This is a genomic window from Streptomyces sp. NPDC040405, from assembly GCF_055595765.1.
The window spans coordinates 35,836-59,699 of record NZ_JBVIVI010000016.1; the positions used below are offsets into that span (position 1 = coordinate 35,836).

General features: G+C 74.9%; 11 protein-coding genes. 6 read left to right on the forward strand and 5 right to left on the reverse strand.

Translation table 11 applies throughout. The annotated features are described in order from the left end of the window. Positions 1 to 20: 20 nt before the first annotated feature. The gene (locus ACZ59A_RS39475) at positions 21 to 9,551 is read left to right on the forward strand and encodes an Ig-like domain repeat protein (RefSeq protein ID WP_470969224.1); all 9,531 of its coding nucleotides are present in this window, start codon (positions 21 to 23) and stop codon (positions 9,549 to 9,551) included. A 28-nt stretch (positions 9,552 to 9,579) separates the two neighbouring features. Here ACZ59A_RS39475 and ACZ59A_RS39480 read toward each other — a convergent pair whose 3' ends face one another. From ACZ59A_RS39480 to ACZ59A_RS39495, 4 genes are all read right to left on the reverse strand, one after another. Continuing rightward, entirely contained in the window at positions 9,580 to 15,408 is a 5,829-nt protein-coding gene (locus ACZ59A_RS39480; protein ID WP_470969227.1) for a hypothetical protein, read from the reverse strand. A gap of 64 nt (positions 15,409 to 15,472) precedes the next feature. Further along, on the reverse strand, positions 15,473 to 16,366 hold the full coding sequence (locus ACZ59A_RS39485) for a hypothetical protein (RefSeq protein ID WP_468056027.1): 894 nt from the start codon (positions 16,364 to 16,366) through the stop codon (positions 15,473 to 15,475). A 112-nt stretch (positions 16,367 to 16,478) separates the two neighbouring features. After that, entirely contained in the window at positions 16,479 to 18,014 is a 1,536-nt protein-coding gene (locus ACZ59A_RS39490; protein WP_470969229.1) for a hypothetical protein, read from the reverse strand. 180 nt (positions 18,015 to 18,194) lie between these two features. Further along, complete coding sequence (locus tag ACZ59A_RS39495; RefSeq protein WP_470969232.1) at positions 18,195 to 18,899, reverse strand: GntR family transcriptional regulator; 705 nt, start codon at positions 18,897 to 18,899, stop codon at positions 18,195 to 18,197. Positions 18,900 to 19,096: 197 nt separating this feature from the next. On the opposite strand from ACZ59A_RS39495, the gene ACZ59A_RS39500 reads away from it, so the two are divergent. Genes ACZ59A_RS39500 through ACZ59A_RS39520 form a run of 5 tightly spaced genes read left to right on the forward strand, consistent with a single transcriptional unit; the run spans position 19,097 to position 23,661 of the window. Continuing rightward, positions 19,097 to 20,410, forward strand: coding sequence for an MFS transporter (locus tag ACZ59A_RS39500; protein WP_470969234.1), 1,314 nt, complete (start codon positions 19,097 to 19,099; stop codon positions 20,408 to 20,410). A gap of 41 nt (positions 20,411 to 20,451) precedes the next feature. After that, entirely contained in the window at positions 20,452 to 21,285 is an 834-nt protein-coding gene (locus ACZ59A_RS39505; protein WP_470969237.1) for a putative hydro-lyase, read from the forward strand. Beyond that, complete coding sequence (locus ACZ59A_RS39510; protein ID WP_470969239.1) at positions 21,282 to 22,064, forward strand: LamB/YcsF family protein; 783 nt, start codon at positions 21,282 to 21,284, stop codon at positions 22,062 to 22,064. The genes ACZ59A_RS39505 and ACZ59A_RS39510 overlap by 4 nt, the downstream gene beginning before the upstream one ends. Next, positions 22,061 to 22,762 carry a 5-oxoprolinase subunit B family protein gene (locus ACZ59A_RS39515; RefSeq protein WP_470969242.1) on the forward strand — a complete coding sequence of 234 codons (702 nt, stop codon included), beginning with the start codon at positions 22,061 to 22,063 and terminating at the stop codon, positions 22,760 to 22,762. The genes ACZ59A_RS39510 and ACZ59A_RS39515 overlap by 4 nt, the downstream gene beginning before the upstream one ends. Continuing rightward, positions 22,759 to 23,661, forward strand: coding sequence for a 5-oxoprolinase subunit C family protein (locus tag ACZ59A_RS39520; protein ID WP_470969244.1), 903 nt, complete (start codon positions 22,759 to 22,761; stop codon positions 23,659 to 23,661). The genes ACZ59A_RS39515 and ACZ59A_RS39520 overlap by 4 nt, the downstream gene beginning before the upstream one ends. Here the strand turns inward: ACZ59A_RS39520 and ACZ59A_RS39525 are convergent. Beyond that, complete coding sequence (locus ACZ59A_RS39525; protein ID WP_470969247.1) at positions 23,628 to 23,849, reverse strand: CDGSH iron-sulfur domain-containing protein; 222 nt, start codon at positions 23,847 to 23,849, stop codon at positions 23,628 to 23,630. The two genes, ACZ59A_RS39520 and ACZ59A_RS39525, sit on opposite strands and share 34 nt — an antisense overlap. Positions 23,850 to 23,864: the final 15 nt, after the last annotated feature.

Here is a 23,864-nt window from a genome sequence, read left to right on the forward strand (position 1 = left end):
GGAGTGGAAGGCGCGCCGTCATGCTGATTCCGCATCGCCCGGATGGGCTCATCGTCCTCACCGACCGCCACGGCAACCGTGTCGCGGTCATCGACCCGGCCTCCCGCACCGTCGTCCATCTGGCCGGGAGGACCGCCCCGCTCCTCGCATCGGGCCTCTCCGGCCGTCTGACGGTCCCCACGGGTGTGCTCTCGGCCGTGTCCTTCGGCGAGTTCGACCTGGTCAACCCGTTCTCGGGAGTCTTCCCCGACCAGGGCCCCTACTCCGGCGGCACCGTGGTGACCCTCATCGGCCACCACTTCACCGGTGCCACGGACGTGCGCTTCGGTCCCCGCCCGGCGGCGAGCTTCACCGTCCTCGACGACGCCACCATCATGGCCGTGGCCCCCGCCGGAAACGGGGCGGTTCCCGTCACCGTCACCACGCCCGGGGGCACCGCCCGCATCGGCTACTTCTTCTATCTCCGCTGGCCCACCCTGCAAGGCATCGTGCCCGCCGCCGGTCCGATCGGCGGGGGCAACATCGTCGACATCAACGGCGACGACCTCTACACCGCGCTGCTGGTGAACTTCGGCAGCGCCACCGCACACCCCACCACCGTCTCCGACGAGCAGCTCCTCGTGGCCGCTCCCCCGGCCGCGGGGCCGGGGACCGTCCCGGTCTACGTCACCACGACCGGCGGGGTCAGCAACCGGCTGCTCTACACCTATGTGTCCGTGCCCACGGTCACCGGTCTCTCCCCCGGGACCGGCACGATCGCGGGCGGCACCACCGTCCTGGTGACCGGCACGGCGCTCACCCGCACCACCGCCGTCACGGTCGGCGGCGTCCCCGCGGCGTCCTTCCGCGCGTTCTCCGACACCCTGCTCGTCGTGGTGACGCCGCCGGGCACGGCCGGGCCCGCCGACCTCACGGTCACCACGCCCGGGGGCAGCGTGACGGTCCCGGGGGCCTTCGGTTACCAGGCGCCCACGGAGACGACGGTCACCTCGGCGCCCGACCCCTCCGTGGTCGGCGAAGAGGTCACCTTCACCGCCACCGTGGTGGGGGACCCGCCCACGGTGGGCACCCCGACCGGCACGGTCACCTTCGACTTCGGCGACGGCACCCCGGTGGTGGTGGCCCAGCTGGAGAACGGCACCGCCACGGTGACCCACGCCTACGCCGACCCGTCGGTCACCCCGTACGCCGTCACCGCGTCGTACGGCGGCGACACCCTCTTCATGCCCTCCGGCGGGACGGACACCCAGACCGTGGGCCAGGCGGCGACCACCACGGCGGTGACCGCCTCGCCCGACCCGTCCCAGCCCGGGCAGCCGGTCACCATCGTCGCCCAGGTCGCGCCCGTGGCGCCGGGGGCCGGTACGCCGACCGGCACGGTGACGTTCGACTTCGGCGACGGCATTCCCCCGGTGACCCTGCCGCTGTCGAGCGGCACCGCGAGCGTGGCCCACACGTACACGGACGTCGTGGGAAGCCCGTACACGGTCACCGCCACGTACAGCGGCGACACCGACTTCACCGGGTCCGTCGGCACCGACACCCAGACCGTCGAGCAGGCCGCGACCACCACCTCCGTGGACCTCACGCCGAACCCGTCGGTCGTCGGGCAGCAGACGACCGCCACGGCGACGGTCTCGGTCGTGCAGCCCGGCGCGGGCAGCCCGACCGGCACCGTCACCTTCGACTTCGGCGACGGGTCCGCGACCGTCACGGTCCCCCTCACCGGCGGCACCGCCGCCGCCACGCACACGTACACCGGCGCCGCGGGCAGCCCGTACCCGGTCACCGCGGCCTACAGCGGGGACGCGAACTTCGCGTCCTCCTCGGAGACGGACAGCCAGTCGGTGGGCCAAGCCCCGACGACGACCGCCGTGGTCTCCGCGCCCGACCCGTCCACGGTGGGCCAGGAGGTCACCCTCACCGCCACCGTCGCCGCCGTGCCGCCCGGCGCAGGCACCCCCACCGGCACCGTCACCTTCGACTTCGGCGACGGGTCCGCGACCACCACGGTCCCGCTCACCGGCGGCACGGCGGACACCACGCACACGTACACCGCCGCCGACGACTACCCCGTCACGGTCACCTACCACGGCGATGCCTCCTACATCACGTCTGTCGGCACCGACACCCAGACCGTCCAGCCCGCCGACACCACCACCTCCGTCACCACCGCGCCCGACCCGTCCACGGTGGGCCAGGAGGTCACCTTCACCGCCACCGTCGCCGCCGTGCCGCCCGGCGCGGGCACCCCCACCGGCACCGTCACCTTCGACTTCGGCGACACCACCCCGCCCGTCACCGCGCCGCTCACCGGGGGCAGCGCGAGCACCACCCACGCCTACTCGGACGCCGACGGCTACACCGTCACCGCGACCTACAACGACGATGCCTCCTACACCGCGTCCTCCGGCACCGACACCCAGACCGTCACCTCCGCCGACACCACCACCTCCGTCACCGCCACGCCCGACCCCACCACCGTGGGGCAGTCGACGACGCTGGTGGCGCAGGTGGTTCCCGTGGCCCCGGCGGCCGGTGCGGCGACGGGCACCGTGACGTTCGCGTTCAGCGACGGCAGCCCGGACATCACGGCTCCCGTCGTGGGCGGTACGGCGATGACCCACCACACCAGCCCGGGCGTGGCGGAGAGCCCGCTCACCATCACCGCCACCTACAACGGGGACGGGAACTTCAACCCCTCGACCGGCACCGGCTCCGGCACGATCGTCCCGGCCGTGTCGGCGACGACGGTGACGTCCTCACCGTCGCCCTCGGTGACCGGCCAGACCGTCACGTTCACGGCGACCGTCGACGCGGTGCCGCCCGCCGCGGGCACCCCCACCGGCACGGTCACCTTCGACTTCGGCGACGGCACCGCGACCGTCACCCAGCCGCTGTCCGGCGGCACCGCCGGCGTCGACCACGCCTACGTCCACGCGTCGCTGACCCCGTACCCGGTCACCGCCACCTACAGCGGCGACACAGACTTCCTGGCGTCCACCGGCACCGCCATCCAGAGCGTCGAGCAGGCCACGACCACGACCACGGTCACCGCCGTGCCCGAGCCGTCCGTGACCGGCGCGACGGTGACGGTCACCGTGACTCCGGAGGCGTCCGCGTCCGGCGTGCCGACCGGGTCGGCCACCATCGACTTCGGCGACGGCACCCCGGTCGTCACCGTCCAGCTCGTGGGGGGCACGGCGACGGTCACCCACGCCTACACCAGCGCGGCAGGCAGCCCGTACACCATCACCGCCGCGTACAGCGGCGACGCGGACTTCGCGCCCTCCGAGGACACCATCAGCCACACGGTCGCCCCGGCCTCGACCGTCACCCGGGTGACGCCGTCGGCGAATCCGTCGGCGGTGGGCCAGACCGTGACGATGTTCGCGCGGGTGTCGCCGGTCGCCCCCGGCGCGGGTGACCCGACCGGCACGGTCACGTTCGACTTCGGCGACGGGTCCGCGACCGTCACCGCGCCGGTCTCCGGCGGCCGGGCCCAGGCCACGCACGCCTACACCAGTACGGCGGGCAGCCCGTACACGGTCACCGCCACCTACGGCGGTGACGGCGACTTCACCACCTCCACCGGGACCACCGCCCAGGAAGTCGACGCGAGCGTCTCGACCACGGCGACGACGGTGACCTCCACACCGGACCCGTCGGTCGTGGGCGAGGCGGTCACGCTCTCCGCGACCGTCGTGGCCGTCCCGCCCGCCTCGGGCACCCCGACCGGCACGGTGACGTTCAGGTTCGGGGACGGCACCGCCACCGCCACCGTTCCGCTCACGGGCGGCTCGGCATCGGTCGGCCACACCTATACGGCCGCCAGCGCCGGTTACCCGATCACCGCGATCTACAACGGCGACGCCAACTTCGCGGGCTCCGCCGGAATCGACACCCAGACGGTCACCCTGGCCCCGTCGGCGACGACGGTCAGCACTGGCCCGGACCCCTCCATGACGGGGGAACCGGTCACCGTCACCACGACCGTCGCCCCGGCGCCGGGCGGCACCGGCACCCCGACCGGCACCGTCACCCTCGACTTCGGCGACGGCACCGACCCGATCCAGGCGCCCCTCGCCGGGGGAGTCGCGACCGCCGTCCACGCCTACCTCCACACCGCGGGCAGCCCGTACACCCTGATCGCGACCTACAACGGGGACGGGAGCTTCAGCGGCTCCACCGACACCGACACCCAGACCGTGAACCCGGCGGACACCACCACCACGGTCTCCTCGTCGCCGGACCCCTCCACCGTCGGCCAGCCGGTGACCGTCTCGGCCGCGGTATCGACCGCTCTCCCGGCGACGGGCACTCCCATCGGCACCGTCACCTTCGACTTCGGCGACGGCACCCCGACCGTCACCGTCGACACCGTGGGCGGTCTGGCGACGGTCACGCACGCGTACAACGGCACGAGCGGCAGCCCGTACCCGATCTCGGCCGCGTTCAGCGGTGACGCCGACTTCACCGCGTCCGACGCCACGGACGCCCAGACCGTGCTCCCCAGCGGCACCACCATGACGCTGACCGGCTCGCCGGACCCCTCGGTGGTGGGCGAGCCGGTGACCGTGAACGCCACGGTCACGGCGGTGGCACCCGGCGCCGGAACCCCGACCGGCACCGTGACCGTCGACTTCGGCGACGGCACCACGCCGACCGCGGTGCCCCTGGCCGGTGGCGCCGTCGTCGTCACACACACCTACACCAGCGCCGTCGGCAGTCCCTTCTCGATCGTCGCCGCCTACAACGGCAGCGACGACTTCACCACTTCGGTGGACACCGAGTCCCAGACGATCACGCAGGCCACGACGGTCACCACCGTGGCCTCCGCGCCGAACCCGTCCGTCTCCGGCCAGACGGTCACGTTCACCGCGACCATGACCCCGCAGGCGCCGGGCAGCGGCACCCCGACGGGCACGGTGACCTTCGACTTCGGCGACGGCACGACCCCGGCCGTGGTGCCCGTCGTCGCCGGGGTGGCGACCACCGGCCACGCCTACGCCGGTACGTCGGGCAGTCCGTACCCCGTCACGGTCACCTACGGCGGCGATGTCAACTTCACCGGTTCCACCGGCAGCACCACCCAGACCGTCGCCCAGTCCCCGTCCGCGACGGCCCTGATCACCGATCCGGACCCCTCCGTGGTGGGCGAGCCGGTGGACGTCGTCGCCACCGTCTCGGCGGCGGCACCCGGCGCCGGAACCCCCACCGGCACCGTCACCCTCGACTTCGGCGACGGCACGGCGCCGGTCACGGTGCCCCTCACGGACGGCGAGGCGACGACCACCCACGTCTGGACCGACACCGAGGGAGTCCCCTTCACCCTCACGGTCGGCTACGGCGGTGATGCCTCCTTCGCCGCGTCCGCCGGGGCGGACACCCACTACGTCAACCCGGCGTCGACCAACACCGCGGTGGCCACCTCGCCCGATCCCTCGGTGGTGGGCCAGCCGGTGACCGTCACCGCCACGGTGGTGCCAGTCGCGCCGGGCGCCGGGAGCCCGGCGGGCACGATCACCTTCGACTTCGGCGACGGCACCCCCACAGTCGACGCCCCCGTGACGGGCGGCGCCGCCACCGTCACCCATGTGTGGGAGAGCACCGCGGGAAGCCCGTACACCGTCACCGGCACCTACAACGGCGAAGTGGACTTCACCGGCTCCACGGGAACGAACCCGCAGACCGTGGGCCGGGCGGCGACCACCACCACTCTCGACGTGGTGCCGGAGCCGTCGGTGACGGGCCAGTCGGTGACGTTCATCGCCCGCGTGGCGCCGGACGCCCCGGGGGACGGGTCACCGACCGGGACGGTGACGTTCGACTTCGGCGACGGCACCCCCACGGTCGATGTCCCCGTGACGGACGGCACGGCGACGACCGCGCACGCCTATACGAGCGCGGCGGGCGGGCCCGTGACGGCCAGCGCGACCTACGGCGGCGATGCCGACTTCATCGGCTCCGTGGACACCGAGTCCCACACCGTGCAGCCCGCCTCGGCGGCGACGGTGGTCAGCTCCTCGCCCGACCCCTCGGTAGTCGGCCAGCCGGTCACGATCACCACCACCGTCACGGCCGCGGCACCCGGCGCCGGAACCCCCACCGGCACCGTCACCCTCGACTTCGGCGACGGCACCCCCACCGTCACCGCGCCTTTGGCGGGCGGCACCGCGACCGCCGTGCACACCTGGACCGGCACCTCGGGCAGCCCGTACACCATCATCGCCGACTACAGCGGGGACGACGGATTCACCGCCTCCACCGGCACCGACATCCAGACCGTCGACCCGGCCGCGACCACCACCGCCGTGACCACCTCACCCGACCCCTCGGTGTCGGGCCAGCCGGTCACCGTCACCGCCACCGTCACGGCCGCGGCACCCGGCGCCGGAACCCCCACCGGCACCGTCACCCTCGACTTCGGCGACGGCACCCCCACCGTCAACGCCCCCGTTTCGGGCGGCATCGCCACCGTCACCCACGCCTGGACCGGTACGTCGGGCAGCCCCTACACCGTCACCGCCGACTACAGCGGGGACCTGGACTTCACCGCCTCCACCGGCACCGACACCCAGACCGTCGACCCGGCCGCGACCACCATGACCCTGGGGTCCTCCCCGGACCCGTCGGTGGCCGGGCAAGTGGTCACCTTCACCGCCCGGGTCTCGGCCGCGGCTCCGGGCGCGGGCTCCCCCACCGGGACCGTGGCCTTCGCCTTCGGCGACGGCAGCCCCACGGTCACGGCGCCGGTGTCCGGCGGCGTGGCGACCACCACCCACGCCTACGCGGACAGCTCCGGCAGCCCGTACACGGCCACGGCCGACTACAGCGGGGACGCCGACTTCGCCCCCACCACCGCCGCCGACACCCACACGGTGTCGGCCGGGGCCGCCACCACCACGACCACGGCCCTCTCCTCCCCGGACCCCTCGGTGACCGGTCAGGCGGTGACCTTCACCGCCACCGTCGCGCCGACCCCGCCCGGCGCCGGAGTGCCCACCGGCACCGTCACGTTCAACTTCGGCGACGGCACGGCGCCGCTCACCGCACCGCTCTCCGGCGGCGTGGCGACCGCCACCCACCCGTACGCGAGCGCGGCGGGCAGCCCCTACACCGTCACCGCCGACTACAGCGGGGACATCAACTTCAGCACCTCGTCGGGCGCCGACACCCAGACGGTCAACCCGGCGTCGACCACCACGACGGTGACCTCCGCCCCGGACCCGTCGGTGGTCGGCCAGCCGGTGAACTTCACCGCGACCGTGACACCGGCCGCGCCGGGCGCCGGGGTGCCCGGCGGGACCGTGACGTTCGACTTCGGCGACGGCACCCCGGTCGCGTCGGCACCGGTCTCCGGTGGCGTGGCCCGGATCAGCCACACGTACGCCACTGCCGGGGGCCCGTACCCGGTGGCGGCGAGCTACGGCGGGGACACCAGCTTCGCGTCGTCCAGCGGCAGCGACACCCAGACCGTCGCCCCGTCCTCGACCACCACCGCCGTCACCTCCTCGCCCGACCCCACGGTGGTCGGCCAGCCCACCACCATCACCGCCGCGGTGGCCTCCGCCGCGCCCGGGGCCGGAACCCCGACCGGCACCGTGACCTTCGCCTTCGGCGACGGCACCCCCACCGTCACCGCCCCCGTCAGCAACGGGCAGGCGACGGTCACCCACGCCTACGGCGGGGCCTCGGGCAGCCCATTCACCATCACGGGCACCTACAACGGGGACGCCAACTACACGACGTCCAGCGGCACCGACACCCAGACCGTCAACAAAGCCTCCACCACCACCGCCGTGGCCACCTCGCCCGACCCCTCGGTGACCGGCCAGTCGGTGACGATCACGGCGACGGTGGCCTCCGTCGCGCCGGGGGCGGGAGCCCCGACCGGGACCGTCACCTTCACCTTCGGCGACGGCACGGCCGCCGCCACCGCCCCCCTGTCCGGCGGCGTCGCGAGCGTCAGCCACGCCTACGCCACCACCTCCGGCACCCCGTACCCCGTCACCGCCACCTACAACGGGGACGCCAACTTCACGGCATCGAGCGGCACCGACACCCAGACCGTCAACAAAGCCTCCACCACCACCGCCGTGACCACCTCACCCGACCCCTCGGTGGTCGGGCAGTCGGCGACCTTCACCGCCACCGTCACGGCGACGGCGCCCGGGGCCGGGACCCCGACCGGCACCGTCACCTTCTCCTTCGGCGACGGCACGGGTTCGGCCTCCGGCACGCTGTCCGGCGGGGTCGCCACCGTCACCCATGTGTTCAGCGGTACGTCCGGCAGCCCGTATCCCATCACCGCCACCTACAACGGCGACGCCAACTTCACGGCATCGAGCGGCACCGACACCCAGACCGTCAACAAGGCCGCCACCGCCACCGCCGTGGCCACCTCACCCGACCCCTCGGTGGTCGGGCAGTCGGCGACGATCACCGCCACGGTCTCCCCGGTGGGTCCGGGGGCGGGGACCGCGACGGGGACCGTCACCTTCACCTTCGGCGACGGCACGACCGCCGCCACCGCCCCCCTCTCCGGCGGCATCGCCACCGTCAGCCACGCCTACGCCACCGTGACCGGCAGCCCGTACACGGTCACGGCCACCTACAACGGCGACACCAACTTCACCACCTCCAGCGGCACCGACACCCACACCGTCAACAAGGCCGCCACCACCACCGCCGTGAGCTCCGCACCCGACCCCTCGGCGGCCGGGCAGTCGGTGACCCTCACGGCGACGGTGGCCTCGGTCGCGCCGGGGGCGGGAGCCCCGACCGGGACCGTCACCTTCACCTTCGGCGACGGCACGACCGCCGCCACCGCCACCCTCTCCGGCGGCATCGCCACCGTCACCCACACCTACACGACCAGGACCGGCAGCCCGTTCTCCATCACGGCCACCTACAACGGCGACACCAACTACGCCACCTCCAGCGGCACCGACACCCAGACGGTCAACAAGACCGCGACCACCACGACGGTGACGTCGATCACCGGCACCTCGGTGGTCGGTCAGGCGGTGACGATCAGGGCCGTCGTGTCGTCCGCGTCCGGCGTCCCGGGCGGTACGGTCACTTTCTCCTTCGGCGACGGCACCAGCACCAGCACCGTGGCCCTCGTCCTGGGCCTCGCCTTCGTCACCCACACCTACACGACGACCACCGGCAGCCCGTTCACGGTCACGGCCACGTACGACGGCAACGACAGTTTCGCGACGTCCAGCGGCACCACCACTCAGACCGTCAACAAGGCGCCCACGGCGACCGCCGTGGTCGCCTCCCCGAACCCGGCGAGGGTGAATGATCCGGTGACGGTCACCGCGACCGTGTCCACCGTGCTCCCCGGCACGGGCACGCCCACCGGCACCGTCACCCTCTCCGTCCCCGGACGCACCCCGCAGACCGTGCCGCTGGTGAACGGCACGGCCAGCGGAACGTTCAACCCCATGCCCAAGGGCATCTACACCGTCACCGCCAACTACAACGGCAGCGTCGGCTATGCGGCGTCCACCGGGACCACCACCTTGACGGTGACCAACTAGTAGCCCGTCGCGTAGCAGCCCACCGCGTTCACGCGCCGTCCGCCGGTCCCCCGGCGGGCGCGCCCGTGTCCCCTTCCGGGCGCTTGTACATCCTCGTCGCCGTGATCTGGCCGTGCACCTGCTCCCCCTCCGGGTCCTGCGCCGGCAGGCCCGGCCGCAGATGCTCCTCGACGCTGATGTACTTGAGCCCGGCCCGCAGGTCCGCGTCGTTCCGCAGCCGGATCACGAGCGGGAACTCGGCCAGCGCCGTCGTGTCGAACAGGCCCGTCGTGTACAGCAGCTGGACGCCCAGCGCGTCCGCGACCGCCCGCTGCAGCTCCAGCAGATACGTCGCGTTGGCGCGGCCGATCGGGTTGTCGAGGAAGAGCGTGCCCGCGTGGCGGTGCTTGTCGCGGCCCCGGTCGTTGCTGCGCAGCGCGGCCATCGTGCAGTACAGGGCGATGGCGGCGGTCAGCAGCTGGCCACCGGAGAAGACATCGCCCATCTGTCCCACCGGCACCCGCTCCGCACGCAGCACCGCGTCCGGCTTGAGGATCTCCACGGACACCCCGCGCGGCTGGAGCGCCGCCGAGACACCGCGCAGCAGCAGGGACATGCCGTCCCGGCGCAGGTCGGAGTTCTTCTTCACCGCCGAGCGGGTCGCCTCGTCGATGACCTCGCCCAGCCGCTCGGTCAGCGTCGCCTGGTCCGGGTCGTCGAAGCGGATCCGCAGGAACTCCTGCCCCGACCATTCGCCCAGCCCCTCCGGAAGCCGGGAGAGCCGCTGCGCCGAGCGGAGCGTGGCCAGGCAGGACTCGACCAGGCCGCGCAGCCGGTCCACGATGGAGCCGCGGTTGCGCTCCAGCTGCTCCAGCTCGTCGGTCAGCACCCGCAGCCGGGGCGCGAACGCGTCGGCCCAGGCCGCGGCGTGCTCGGGCAGCGCGGCCGCGGGCAGTTCGCGGATCTGCTGGCGGGCGGGGGTGCGGACCTGCTCGTAGCGGGTGGAGTTGGCGTGCCGTACGAGGACGTCGCTCGCCTCCCGGACCGAGGACTCGGCGCCCGACAGATCGGCCGCGCAGCCGCGCAGCGAGCGGCGGGCCTCGGTGGCCGCCTGCCGGGCCTCGTCCAGGCCGCCCGCGTACGGGTCGGGGCGCTCGCCGTCGTCCTCGGCGCCGTGGCCGTCGCGGAGCAGGTCCCGCAGCAGGGCGGCGGTCTCATCGAAGCCGCCCGCCGCGTCCTCCGCGGAGCGGTGGGAGCGCAGCAGGTCGGCGTGGGCGGTGCGGGCGGTGTCCAGCGCGTCCGTCCGGGCGGCCAGTTCGGAGTTGGCCGTGCGCAGCAGCTCCTTCGCCTGCTCCGCGTCGGCCGGAACCGTCTCCTCCGGCAGCGCGGTGTGGGCGTCGCCGTCGGCGGGCGCCAGCCGCTCGGCCTCGCCGCGCAACCGGCCGAGCTGTTCGCTCGCCGCCGACGCGCGGGTCTCCAGCATCTGGACCAGCGATTCGGCGCGGGCCGCCGCGGCCTGCCGGGACGGGCCGTCCGCGCCGTCGGTGCCCTCCAGCAGCTGGGCGGCCCGGGTGCGGACCTTGTTGGTGAGCCGGTCGAGGGTGGCGAGCGCCGCGCTCTCGTCGCTCTCCGCGCGGGCCTGTTCGGCTCGCAGGTCGGCGCCGACGCCGACCTTCTCGTACACCTGGGAGGCCGCCCGGTACGCCTCCCGGAGCGCGGGCAGCGACGCGGTCGGCGGCTCGGTGTCCTCGCCCAGGTCGTCGGGCGCCCCCGCGATCTCCGCCCGCTCGGCGCGCAGGGCGCGCGCGGTGCGGTGCGCGTCGTCGGCCGCGCGCTGGGCCGCGCGCCGGTCCTCGTCGGCGGCGCGCGCCCGGTCCACGCAGGCGGCGGCCTGCTCCTCGGCCTCGGCCGCCTCCTCGGCCAGTTCGCGCAGCCGGGTCTGCCAGTTGGCCCGCTCGCGCAGCCGGTACGCCAGCCCCGCCAGCGCGTCCGCCACCCGGCGGGCCCGCTGCGCGGCCTCCTGCCGCTCGTCCCGCACCCGGGCCGCCTCGGTGGCCGCCTCGTCCGCCTCGGCCCGGGCCGTGCGCGCCTCCGCCAGCTCCTGCTGCGCCGCCTCGGCCGCCTCCGCGGCGCCTTCGCCCGCGGCCGCCAGCTCGGCGAGCCGCCCGGCCGGGCAGCCGCCGCGCCACGACGACAGCCGGGCCGCCAGCGAACGGTCCCCGGACAGCCGGGCGGCCAGCGACCGGATCTCCTCGTCCCGCGCGGTGGCCCGGTCCCGCAGCCCCCGCCGCTCGTCGTCCGCGGCGCGCTCGTCGTGCATGGCCGGGTTCGGCGGTACGAGGAACACCCCGCTCTCCTCGCCCGCGTCGGGCGCGGGCGTCGGCGCGAGCAGCGCGGCGGCCGTCCCGACCGCGACGGCCGAACGCGGCAGCAGCGACGCCTGCCCCAGCACCGCGCGGGCCCGGGCGTGGGTGTCGGGGTCGGTGATGACGACGCCGTCCACCAGCTCGGGGCGGGCCGCGAGCACGGCGGCGTGGTCGACGGGGTCGACGGCCTGGGCCAGGTAGCGCCAGCCGGGCAGGGCGGGGATGCCGTGCTCGCCCAGGTACTCGACGGCGGCCAGCACGTCGGGGCTGGGCGGCAGCAGCCCGCCGTCGCCGAGCGCCGCGAGGATGCGCGAGTCGTCGGCGGCGGCGGTCCGCAGGTCGAACAGCTGCCGCTCGGCGGAGGCCACGCTCTCCTCCAGCAGCTCCCGCAACGCGTCCGCGTTCCGGTCCAGCTCCTCGGCGGTCAACGGCCCGTCGGCAACGGCCCGCTGCCGCGGCGCGAAGCCGCCGCCGTCACGCGGATCGTCGCCCCGGCCCCCGTCGCCGGGGACGTGGGCCGGGTCGTCCTCGCCGACCTCGGGGTCCCAGCAGTCCTGCCCGTCGTCGGACGGGGCGTCGGGCGTGCCGTCGGCGGGCTGCCGCTGCCCGGAATCCGGCGCCTGCTCGGCCCCGGGCGCGACGTCACCGTCCCCGGTCCCGTCCGCAGCGGGCTGCTCGGGCACGGCCGCCGTACCGCCGTCCGCGTCGGCGGAGCCCCGGCCGCCCTCGCCGTCGTCGCCGATCCGCGCCGACACCTGCCCCGGGGGCGTCGAATCGGCCGCGTACACACCCGCGGCGGCTGCGCGGTGCTCGTCCGCGCCCTCGGTGGCCGACGTACGGCCGGTGCGGGCACCGAGGCCGTCCGCCACGGCCTCACCGCTACCGGAGGCGGCGCGCGGGGCGCCGTCCTCGCCCGCCGCGGGCGAACCCGAGCGCTCATCCCCGGCGCGGGCCGCGCCCTGGCCCGCCGGAGCCGTCTCGGCGGCAAGCGCACCGTCCCCGCCCGCCGCGGCGCTCGCAGCGGCCGAACCGGCAACCGCCGCAATGGCACCAGCCGCCATTCCACCGCGCTCGTCCGCGCCCTCGGTGGCCGACGTGCGGCCGGTGCGGGCACCGAGGCCGTCCGCCACGGCGTCACCGCTACCGGAGGCGGCGCGCGGGGCGCCGTCCTCGCCCGCCGCGGGCGAACCCGAGCGCTCATCCCCGGCGCGGGCCGCGCCCTGGCCCGCCGAAGTGGTCCCGGCGGCATGCGCACCATCCCCGCCAGCCGCGGCGTTCGCGGCGGCCGTTCCGCCGCGCTCGGCGGGGGCCGGGGGCTCGACGCGGGCCGTTACCCGGGCCGGGCGGGGGGAGTCCGCCGCGTGGGTGCCGCCGGAGGGGTCCGGGCGCTCCTCTTCGTCGGCTCGTGGGCCGCGGGTGCCGCGGGGTTCGTCGGGGGCGTAGGCGTGGTCGGCGTCGGGCCGCGCCTCGCAGTCGGGGTCCGCCGCGCACTCGTCGGGCGTACGGGTCGCCGGGTCCGCGCGGAAGGCGGCGGGGAGCTGGGACAGGCCCAGCATGTCGTCCGCGTCCGGGTCGTCGTCCACCCGGACCGTGATCCAGCCCGTGCGGGACGGCTCGGCCGCCGAGGGGCGGGCGGGGCGGCGGGCGGCGGGGATCGCGGGGGCGGGGTGGGGGAGGCCCAGCAGCTCGATGAGGCGCGGCTCCGCGCCCAGCGCTTCGGCGGCGCGCCGCTCCGCGTCGTACGCCGACTCCGCGGCCCGCGCCGCGTCGGCCGCGCGGGCGGCGGCCAGTTCGGTGCGGGCCTGTTCGGCGGCGGCCGCCTTCGCGTGGTCGGCGGTGCGACCGGCCGTCTCGCGGGCGGCCTCCCAGGCCGCGGCGGTCGTCTTCTCGGCGTCGCTGGCGGCGAGCGCGGCCCGGGCCGGGTCGGCGTCGGGGGCGGAGTCGTCGAGCCATCCGGCGCGCACGGCCTCGGCGGTCTCCTGCTCGACCTCGGCGAGCCGCTGCCGCAGATGCTCGGCGTCGCTGCGGGCGCGCTGCGCGGCGGTGGCGGCGGCGGTGGCGTCGCGGTGGGCGGCCTCGCCGGTCTCCTGGAGGGCGGCGGAGCGCTCCTCCTCCTCGCCCGCGTGCCGTTCGCCGTCCGACGCCGCCGCGTGGAGGGCGCGTACGAGGTCGGCGGCGGCCTTGGCGCGGGCGGCGAGCGCGGGGGCCGCGTCCCGCTCGGCCTCACGGATGGCGGCGGCCACGCGCGCGGAGCGGTCGGCGGCGGCGCGGTGGCGGAGCACCGTCTCGGCGGCCTGCCAGGCGGAGTGCAGGGTGCGGGCGTCGTTGAGCTCGCGGCGCTGGGCGGCGGCGCCCTTCTCGGCGGCGGCGAGGGCCAGCGAGGCGTGGCGGTAGGCGAGTTCGGCGGCCACCAGGCCGCTGCGCCCGCGCGCGGTGTCCGCCTCGGTGACGGCGTGCGCGGCGCCTGCGACCTGTTGAGCGAGTTCGGCGGCGCGGCCCCGCTCCTCGGCGCCGCGCGCGGAGAGCCGCCGGGCGAGCGTACGGGTGCGGCGCTCGGCGCCCGCGTGCACCCCGCGCGCCTGCTCGCGGCGCTCGGCGGCGTCGGCGATGCGCTGGAGCAGGTCCAGCGAACCGGCCGTGAAGTCGCGCTCGGCGGTCAGCTCGGCGCGGCGGCCGAGCTTGTGCGCGAAGCCGTGGACGAGGTCGGCGAGCCCGTCGGTGTCGCGGGTGTCGGTGACGGCCCGCAGCAGCAGATCGGTGAAGTCGGAGTCGTTCTTGACGGCGAAGAGCCCGGCCGCCTCGCCCTCGTCGGCGTTCATCTCGCGCTGGTAGCGGAAGAGTTCGGGGTCGAGGCCGAGTTCGCCGAGGTGTTCGTTCCAGCGCTCGTGGATTTCCACCCAGGCGACGTCCAGATGCGGATACGCCTTGCCCGCCTCGGTGAGGGCGTCCCGGAACCCCTTCATGGTGCGGCGACGGCCGCGGGCGGTGGAGGCGCCCTCCCCGGCGGGGCGGACCGCCGCGGCCGCGGCGACCGGCAGCGAGTCGAGGCTGAGCCCGGGGCCGGGGCGGAAGGAGTACCACGCCTCGGCGAACTTCCGCGGGTCGTTGGAGACCTGGCGGCCGCGCCACTCGCTGACCTTGCCGACGACGACCGACTCGCCGGTGACCGTGTGCTGCCACTCCAGGGCCACATGCCCGCAGTCGTCGGCGAGCAGGAACTTGCGCAGCACGCCGGAGCTGGCGCCGCCGAGGGTGTTCCGGTGGCCGGGCAGCATGACCGAGAAGATCAGCTTCAGGAGGACGGACTTGCCGCCGCCGTTCTCCAGGAAGAGCACCCCGGCGGGGGCCGGGCGGCGCGGCGGGCCGACCGGCTCGTCCTCGAAGAACTCCGCTTGCGCAGGCGCGGGGCTGGGCACCGGCTCGCCGACTCCGCGCAGGTCCAGCACGGTGTCGGCATAGCGCGCACCGGCGGGCCCGATGGAGTAGAGGCGGATCCGGGACAGCTCGTACATGGCGGCGGACTCTCGTTTGTCTGAGGGGGCGGGGTCTGAAGGGGGCGGGCGGTCGGGGGAAGGGTCAGGAGTGGAAGGGCAGACCGGCGTCGGCGACGAGATCGAGGGCGTCGCCCTCCCGCGGCGGCAACAGCGTCGCGCTGCCGTCGCCGACCGGCACGACGCCGAGCGACAGCAGCTCGGACATGGCGGCACCGGCCGCCATGTCGCGCACCTGCAGCTGGTAGCGGGCGGTGGTGCGGTACGTGCCGCCGGACTCGTCCCCGGTGCGCTGGAGGAAGCCGGAGTCGACGAGGAAGGCGACGGCCTTGCCGATGATGCCGGTCGTCGAACCGGCCAGTCGGCGCGCGTCCTTGGTCGCACCGGTGGCGCTGCGGCGCGCGTACACCCGCCAGGCGGCCTCCAGGCCGGGCGCGTCGGTGGCCGGGTCGGTGTTCTCGCCCTGCTCCTCGGCCCGCTCCTCCAGACGGGCACACGCCTGCCGTACGAAGGCGTCGACGCCGTTGACGGTGATCCGGCCGATGTACCCGTCGTCGGCCAGGTCCTCGGGGCGCGGGAAGGCCATGGCGGCGACCGCGAGATGGGCGAGCCCGTGCAGGAAGCGGTCGGCGGAGTCGCTGGCGGCGCGGCGGGCGTAGTCGCCCATGCGGACCGCGAAGACGGACTCCTCGTCGGCGGTCACGGCCATCCCGGCGCGGGTGGACACCTCCAGCACGATCAGGCCGAGCCCGGCGGCGACGGCGTCGGCGAGGCGGGCGAAGGCCGGTACGTCGCGATAGCGGCGCAGCAGCTCGGCGTACTCGACGTCCCGGGCGGGCAGCAGCTTGGGCTGCAGCCCGAAGGACACCAGCCGCGCCGCGTCGGCCGCGTCGGCGGGCGTGACCCCGCCCGCCGGTCCGCTGGGCGCGGCGGTCGGCTCGGGCTGTGCCGCGTCGTCGGCGGCGTCGTACTCGGTCACGGGTGAAGCTCCTTGCGCGGGGCGTGCTCACGGTGTGCGAATCCGGCGCGGTACGGGGCCGCCGTACGGCGGGGGCCGGGCCCGGTGGGGGCCATGTCCCGGTCGGGGGTCATCACGCCACCTCCGTCCGGTCTGCCGCCATGCCCGCGGCGTCCAGGAGGGCGGTGCCCACTATGAGGTCGGCGCCGCCGAATTCGACGTCGGTCAGCTCGGTGCCGTCGTCCACGGCGAACAGCAGCCGCTGTTCGCCCTGGCGGTAGGCGGTGCCGACCGGAGGGCTGGCCGCGTGGACGGCCAGGAGGGCGATCAGGTAGGGCAGGTCGGGGTCGCGGCGGCGGGCTTCGGCGAGGAGGCCGGAGAGGCGGCGCGGGGCGTCGGCGGGGAGGTCGAGCAGCTCCATGGCGACCGCGAGCTGCTCCTCGCTGAAGCGGCTGTCGTCGGGGGTCGCGATGAGGTCCGGCTCGGGCATCTCCGCGCCGAGGTGTTCCCGCTCGACGGGCGGGGTGAGGAGCATGTCGACCAGATCGCCCACGCGGACGGAGGTGGGCGTCCGCAGTCCGGTGCCGCGGGCGAAGAACGCGTCGGTGACCCGGGCCGACTGTTCGACGGGGAGCGGCAGGACCGGGGCGAGGAGCTGTCCGTACAGGTCGAGTCCGGCACGCCCGGCGGGCGGGGCGAACGCCTGGCGGTCCTGCTCGGCGCGGAACAGCGGCCCGGCCTCCAGCAGCCGGGACTGGAGCTGGGTGTGGCGCCGGATGCAGTCCTTGACGATGTCGACCAGTTCGGCGGCGCGCCGCTTGTGCTCGGCGCCCTCGGCCTCGTCGCGCGCCTTGCGGATGTTGGTCAGGATCGCGTTCTCGTGGCGGTAGCGGTCGGCGACGTGGTCCAGCGCCTCGGTGATCATCTCGGGGACGGTGCGCAGCCAGTCGACCGCGCGGACGTTGCGCCGGGTCGCGTCCAGCGTGCGGCGCAGCGTCTCCGAATACTGGACGGTGCGGTACCGGGCCTGCTCGGCGGCGAGTTGGGCGTCGGCGAGGCGGCCCCGGCTGATGAGGACCTCCAGCTTGACCTCGGCGGCGATCTGGGCGCTGGTGACGTCTGTGTCGAGCGCGCCGACCAGCACGTTGACCGCTTCGTCGGTGGTGCGCAGATAGACGCTGCCGCCGGGGCCCGGCACCTCCTCGATCAGCTTGAAGTCGTAGTCGCGCCGGACGTACGCGCCGTCGGCGCCGAACGTGCCGTACACCGCGCGGAAGCCGCGGTCCACGCTGCCGACGTTGATCAGGTTTTCCAGCACCCAGCGGGCGACCCGCTCGTGCTCGGCGGCGGGCCGCTCCGGGGCCTGGGCGGCGATGCGGGGCAGCAGCCTGGCCACTATCTGTTCGTGGTCGGCGCCGGTGTCGAAGTCCATGTTGAGCGTGACCAGGTCGATGGCGGCGAGGGCGACCTCGGCCATCGCGTACACCCCGTACTCGCCCGCGAGGTTGGCCTTGCGGGTGTCGAGGTCGTGGAGCGGCGCGGTGCACGCGAGCGCGCGCAGCCGCCGGGCCAGGCCCTCGTCGGCGGCCGGGCCGGGCGCCGGGCGGGCTGTCCCGTCATGGCCGTTGAGCTGGGGTGCGGTGGCGGCCCCGGGGGGTGGAGATGTCACGTCGCACAGATTAGGCGGTCGCACCGACAACGCACGAAACGGCACGGAGATCCCGCTATGTCGGGGCGCGTCGCGCCCGTACACCGGCGCGTCTCCCGTGCCTCACCGACCGGTCAGTCTACGGCTTCGCGCGCGTTCCCCCGTCCGCCCAGGGGCCGTCGGGGGCGAGGCGGGGGAAGGTCAGCCGATCCGCTGGGCGTACGCCTCGGAGAGCTGAGCCAGCGAATCCTCCAGATAGGCGGCGAGCAACCGCTCGGCGCCCGGCGCGTCACCGTCCTCCAGCGCCCGCAGCATCTGCCGGTTGCGGTCGAGGTAGGGCTCGTGGAAGCGCCGGGGGTCGTCCATCGTGTGGAAGACGAGGCGGAGTTCGGCCAGCACGCCCCGCATGAGTTCGTCGGTGCGCGGGCTGCCCGCCAGCGCGACGATCCCCTGGTGGAAACGGATGTTGGCGGTGCCCAGATCCCGCCAGGCGGCGTCGCGGTCGGCCCGGTCGCCGGCCGCCACGGCCTGGCGCAGCCCGTCGAGCGGGTAGGGCGGCTCGCCGAGTCCGCGCAGGGCGGCGCATTCGACGAGCTGCCGTACCCGGTAGATGTCCACGACGTCATCGACCGTGAGCACGCGGACGAAGACCCCGCGGTTGAGTTCGTGGACGAGCAGGCGTTCGTGCGTGAGCAGCCGGAACGCCTCGCGCAGGGTGTTGCGGGAGATGCCGAGCGCGCCGCCGATGCTGTCCTCCGACAGCCGTGAGCCGGGCAGGATGAACCCGTCCGTGATGCGGTTGCGCAGGATGTCGGCCACCCGCTCGGCGGTGCTGGTGCGCCCCAGCAGGGCACGGTCGTCCGCCAGCCCGGCGAAGGCCGCCTGACCAGCTCCGCTCTTCCCCACGTGCCCTCTTCTCTTCTCGCCCCTTGCCCTCTGCCTGCGGCCAGTCAACCGCAGAAACAGGAACGAAACAACATGGGTATTGCCGGATCGTTCAACGATCCTCTACGTTGACCGGCAAGCCCGACCACCCCCCGCTCACCTTCACCCCCGGGGCGACATTCACGCCTCTGCCACACATCCCTCTCTGCGAGGTGGCCATGAGCACATCCCCGACAACTCCGTCAAACCTTCCGAACGAGGCGACTCCGGCATCCCGCCCCACCGTCCAGGGCGCCGAGGACAACGGCGCCTTCGCCTGGCACCGTGACCTCGGCCCAGGTGGCCGCCGGGCCTTCAACGGCGCCTTCGGCGGCTACGCCCTGGACTCGTACGACTTCTTCGCCCTGCCGCTGAGCATGGTCGCCATCGCGGCGTACTACGGGCTCAGCAGCGACCAGACCGGGCTGCTCACCACGGTCACGCTCGTGGTCTCCGCCGTGGGCGGCGCGCTCGCCGGGATCCTGGCCGACCGGATCGGCCGGGTGAAGGCGCTGATGATCACGGTGATCACGTACGCGGTCTTCACCGTGGCCTGCGGGTTCGCGCCCAACTACGAAACGCTGCTGGTGCTGCGCGCCTTCCAGGGGCTCGGGTTCGGCGGTGAGTGGGCGGTCGGCGCGATCCTCGTGGCCGAGTACGCCTCCGCCAGGCACCGCGGCCGCACCCTCGCCTTCATCCAGAGCTCCTGGGCGGTGGGCTGGGCGCTCGCCGTGATCGTCTACACCCTCGTCTTCCAATTCGTCGACCAGGACCTCGCCTGGCGCGTGATGTTCTGGACCGGCGCCCTGCCCGCCCTGCTCGTGTTCTACATCCGCAGGAACGTCACCGACGCCCCCGAGGCCGCCGAGCAACGGGCCAACAGCACCAGGCGCGGCTCGTTCGCCGAGATCTTCCGCCCGGGGATGCTCAAGACCACGGTCTTCGCCTCGCTGCTCGCCACCGGGGTCCAGGGCGGCTACTACACGCTCGCCACCTGGGTCCCGACGTTCCTCAAGGAGGAGCGGGGCCTCACGGTCGTCGGCACCGGCGGTTATCTGACGTCGCTGATCTCGGGCGCCTTCACCGGCTACCTCACCGGCGGCTACCTCACCGACCGGCTGGGCCGTAAGAAGACCATCGCGCTCTTCGCCTTCCTCTCCGCCGGCTGCATCCTCGTCTACACCCACATCCCGAGCGGCGCGAACGGCCTGCTGCTGGTCCTCGGCTTCCCGCTGGGCTTCTGTATGTCGGCCATCTTCAGCGGCTTCGGCTCGTTCCTCAGCGAGCTCTACCCGACGGCCGTCCGCGGCACGGGGCAGGGCTTCACCTACAACACCGGCCGCGCCGTGGGCGCGTTCTTCCCGACCCTCGTCGGATTCCTCGCCGGTAGCTGGGGCGTCGGTGGCGCGCTGGTGTTCGGCGCCGTGGGCTACGGCATCGCCGTCCTCGCCCTCCTGGGCCTGCCGGAGACCCGCGGCCGTGAGCTGCTGTGACGGCGGACGGTTCAGCGAAAGGGAGCGAAAGGGAGAACGACATGAGCGTCACCACACCTCCCGCGGAGCCCGCCCGCGCGCGTGAGATGTTCCGGTCCGGTCTCTCCTCGCCGACGGCCGGCTGGGCCCCGGGCTACGCGCAGGTCAACCTCATCGCCGTGCCGGCCGACTGGGCGGAGGACGTACGGCTCTTCTGCCGCCGCAATCCGGCGCCCTGTCCGGTCCTCGACGAGACCGGGCCCGGCTCCGTCACCACCCGGCTGGCCACCGGCGCCGACCTGCGCACCGACTTCCCCGGCTACCGCGTCTGGGAACACGGCGAACTCGTCGCCGAACCGGCCGAGGTGACCGCCCACTGGCGGGACGACCTGGTCGCCTTCCTCATCGGCTGCAGCTTCACCTTCGAGACGGCGCTCGCCGCCGCGGGCGTGCCGCTGCGCCACATCGAGCAGGGCCGCAACGTCCCCATGTACGTGACCGACCGCCAGTGCCGTCCGGCCGGGCGGCTCTCGGGCCCGATGGTGGTCTCCATGCGGCCGATACCCTCCGCCCTGGTCCCCACCGCGCGCCGGGTGAGCGGGGCGATGCCCGCCGTGCACGGCGCCCCCGTCCACGAGGGCGACCCGGCCCTGCTCGGCATCCGCGACCTCTCCCGGCCCGACTTCGGCGACTCGGTAGAGTTCCGGACGGGCGACATTCCGGTGTTCTGGGCCTGCGGAGTGACCCCGCAGGCGGCCGTCATGGCCTCCCGCCCACCCTTCGCGATCACCCACTCCCCGGGGCGGATGCTCGTGACGGACGTACGGGACGACGAGTACCGCGTACCACGCGTCAGGAATCCCCACCCGAACCACCGACCTCCGGAGGAGCGATGACCGACGCACCGTGCGGCGCGCCGATCGACCTCAACGCCGACCTCGGCGAGGGCTTCGGCCACTGGCGGCTCACCGACGACGAGGCGCTGCTGTCCGTTGTCACCAGCGCCAACGTCGCCTGCGGCTTCCACGCCGGTGACCCGTCCACGATGCGGCGGGTGTGCGACCTGGCCGCGGAGCGCGGGGTCCGCGTCGGCGCCCAGGTCTCGTACCGGGACCTGGCGGGCTTCGGGCGGCGCGCCATGGACGTACCGGCGCGCGAGCTGGCCGACGAGATCGCCTACCAGATCGGCGCGTTGGACGTTTTCGCCCGCTCGGCGGGCATCCGCGTCCGTTACGTCAAACCGCACGGGGCGCTCTACAACCGCTGCGTGCACGACGCGGAGCAGGCCGCGGCCGTCGTCGAGGGCGTGCGCCTGGCGGGCGGGGAAGCGGCGCTGCCCGTCCTCGGCCTGCCCGGCTCACGGCTGCACGAGGCGGCCCGCGCGGCCGGGCTGCCGGTCGTCGCCGAGGCCTTCGCCGACCGCGCGTACACGGCCGAGGGGACGCTCGTACCGCGCCGCGAACCCGGCGCCGTCGTCACCGACCCCGGCGCCGTCGTGAAGCGCTCCCTGATGATCGCCCGCGACGCGGCCGTGACCTCGACCGACGGGCAGCGGGTGGAGGTCACCGCGCGCTCGCTGTGCCTGCACGGCGACACCCCGGGCGCCGTCGGCCTCGCCCAGCGGGTACGGAACGAACTCGAGACCTCGGGCGTACGGGTGGTGGCGTTCACATGACCGGTGGTGCCACGACGGAACGGGCGGCGGACACGGGCGGCGAGGCCGGGGCCCCACCGCCCGGCCCGCGCATCCTGCCCGTCGGCGAGCACGGGCTGCTCGTCGAACTCGACAGTGCCGAGGCGGCCCAGGCGCTGCACGCCGAGGTCCTGCGTCGCGCGGCGGCCCGCGAACTGCCCGCCGTACGCGAGATCGTGCCCGCCGCGCGCACCGTGCTCCTCGACGGTCTCGACGACCCCGCCCGGCTCGCCGCCGAGCTGCCCGGCTGGCGGATCCCGCCGCTCGCCCGGGACCGGGTCGGGACCGTCGAGATCCCGGTCCGCTACGACGGCCCCGACCTCGCCGAGGTCGCGGAGGTCTGGGGCGTCACGGCCGCCGAGGCGGTGGCGATCCACTCCGGCACCGAATTCCGGGTCGCCTTCTGCGGGTTCGCCCCCGGCTTCGGGTATCTGACCGGCCTGCCCGACCGCTACCAGATGCCTCGCCGCGCCACCCCACGGACCAGGGTCCCGGTCGGATCCGTCGCCCTCGCGGGCGCGTACACCGGCGTGTACCCGCGCGCCTCCCCCGGGGGCTGGCAACTCATCGGCACCACGGACGCGGTGCTGTGGGACACCGCGCGCGATCCGGCGGCGCTGCTCACTCCCGGCGCCCGCGTCCGCTTCGTCGTGGCAGGGCCGGAAGGGAGCGGACAGTGAGCGACAGCGCCTTCGCGGTCGTACGGGCGGGCGCGCTCACCACCGTCCAGGACCTGGGGCGCGCGGGCCACGCCCACCTGGGCGTGCCCCGCTCCGGAGCCCTCGACGAGCCCGCGCACCGGCTGGCCAACCGCCTCGTCGGCAACCCGGAGGACGCCGCGGCCCTGGAGACCACGCTGACCGGGTGCGCCGTACGGCTCCGCCGGGCGGCGACGGTCGCGGTCACCGGCGCCCCCTGCCCGGTCACCGTCGACGGCCGCACCGCCGCGTGGGGCGCGCCTGTGCGGCTCCCGGCGGGCACCGTGCTGGACGTCGGCGCCGCCACCCACGGGGTGCGCTCGTACGTGGCGTTCGGGGGCGGGGTCGACGCCGAGCCGGTGCTCGGCAGCCGCGCCACCGACGTGCTCTCCGGGCTCGGACCGGCCCCGCTCGCCGACGGTGCGGTGCTGCGGCTCGGCGTCCCGTACGGGCCGGCCCCGGCGGTGGACTGGGTCCCGTACGCGGGCATCGTGTCCGAGCTGGTGCTTCCGGTGGTGCTCGGCCCGCGCGACGACTGGTTCACCGCCGCCGGGCTGCGCACCCTGGCCACCGGCCGCTTCCGGGTCGCGGCCGCCAGCAACCGGATCGGGCTGCGCACCGAGGGGCCCGCGCTGGAACGCGCCGGGGAGGGCGAGCTGCCCAGCGAGGGCATGGTGCTCGGCGCCCTTCAGGTGCCGCCCGACGGCCGTCCGGTGCTCTTCCTCGCCGACCATCCGACGACCGGCGGCTATCCCGTGGTGGGTGTCGTCCCGGAGCCGTACCTGGCCGCCGCGGCACAGGCCGCGCCCGGCACCCCGGTCCGCTTCACGGCGCCGCGCCGCCCGGGTCAGCCGTCCCGGGTGCGCACCGGGCGGCGGTGACTGGTGTCGCACCAGGGGTAGCGGCCGCTGCGCCCGCAGGCGCACACCGCCACCATCACCCGGTCGGAGCGGACCGTGCTGCCGTCCGCCAGGACGATCTCCACCGGGCCCTCGACCAGCAGCGGGCCCTCGGGGTCGAGGAGGACGCGCCGCGCCGGGGCCCGGCCCGGGCCGCACACATCGGGCATCAGTGGCTCGCCGGG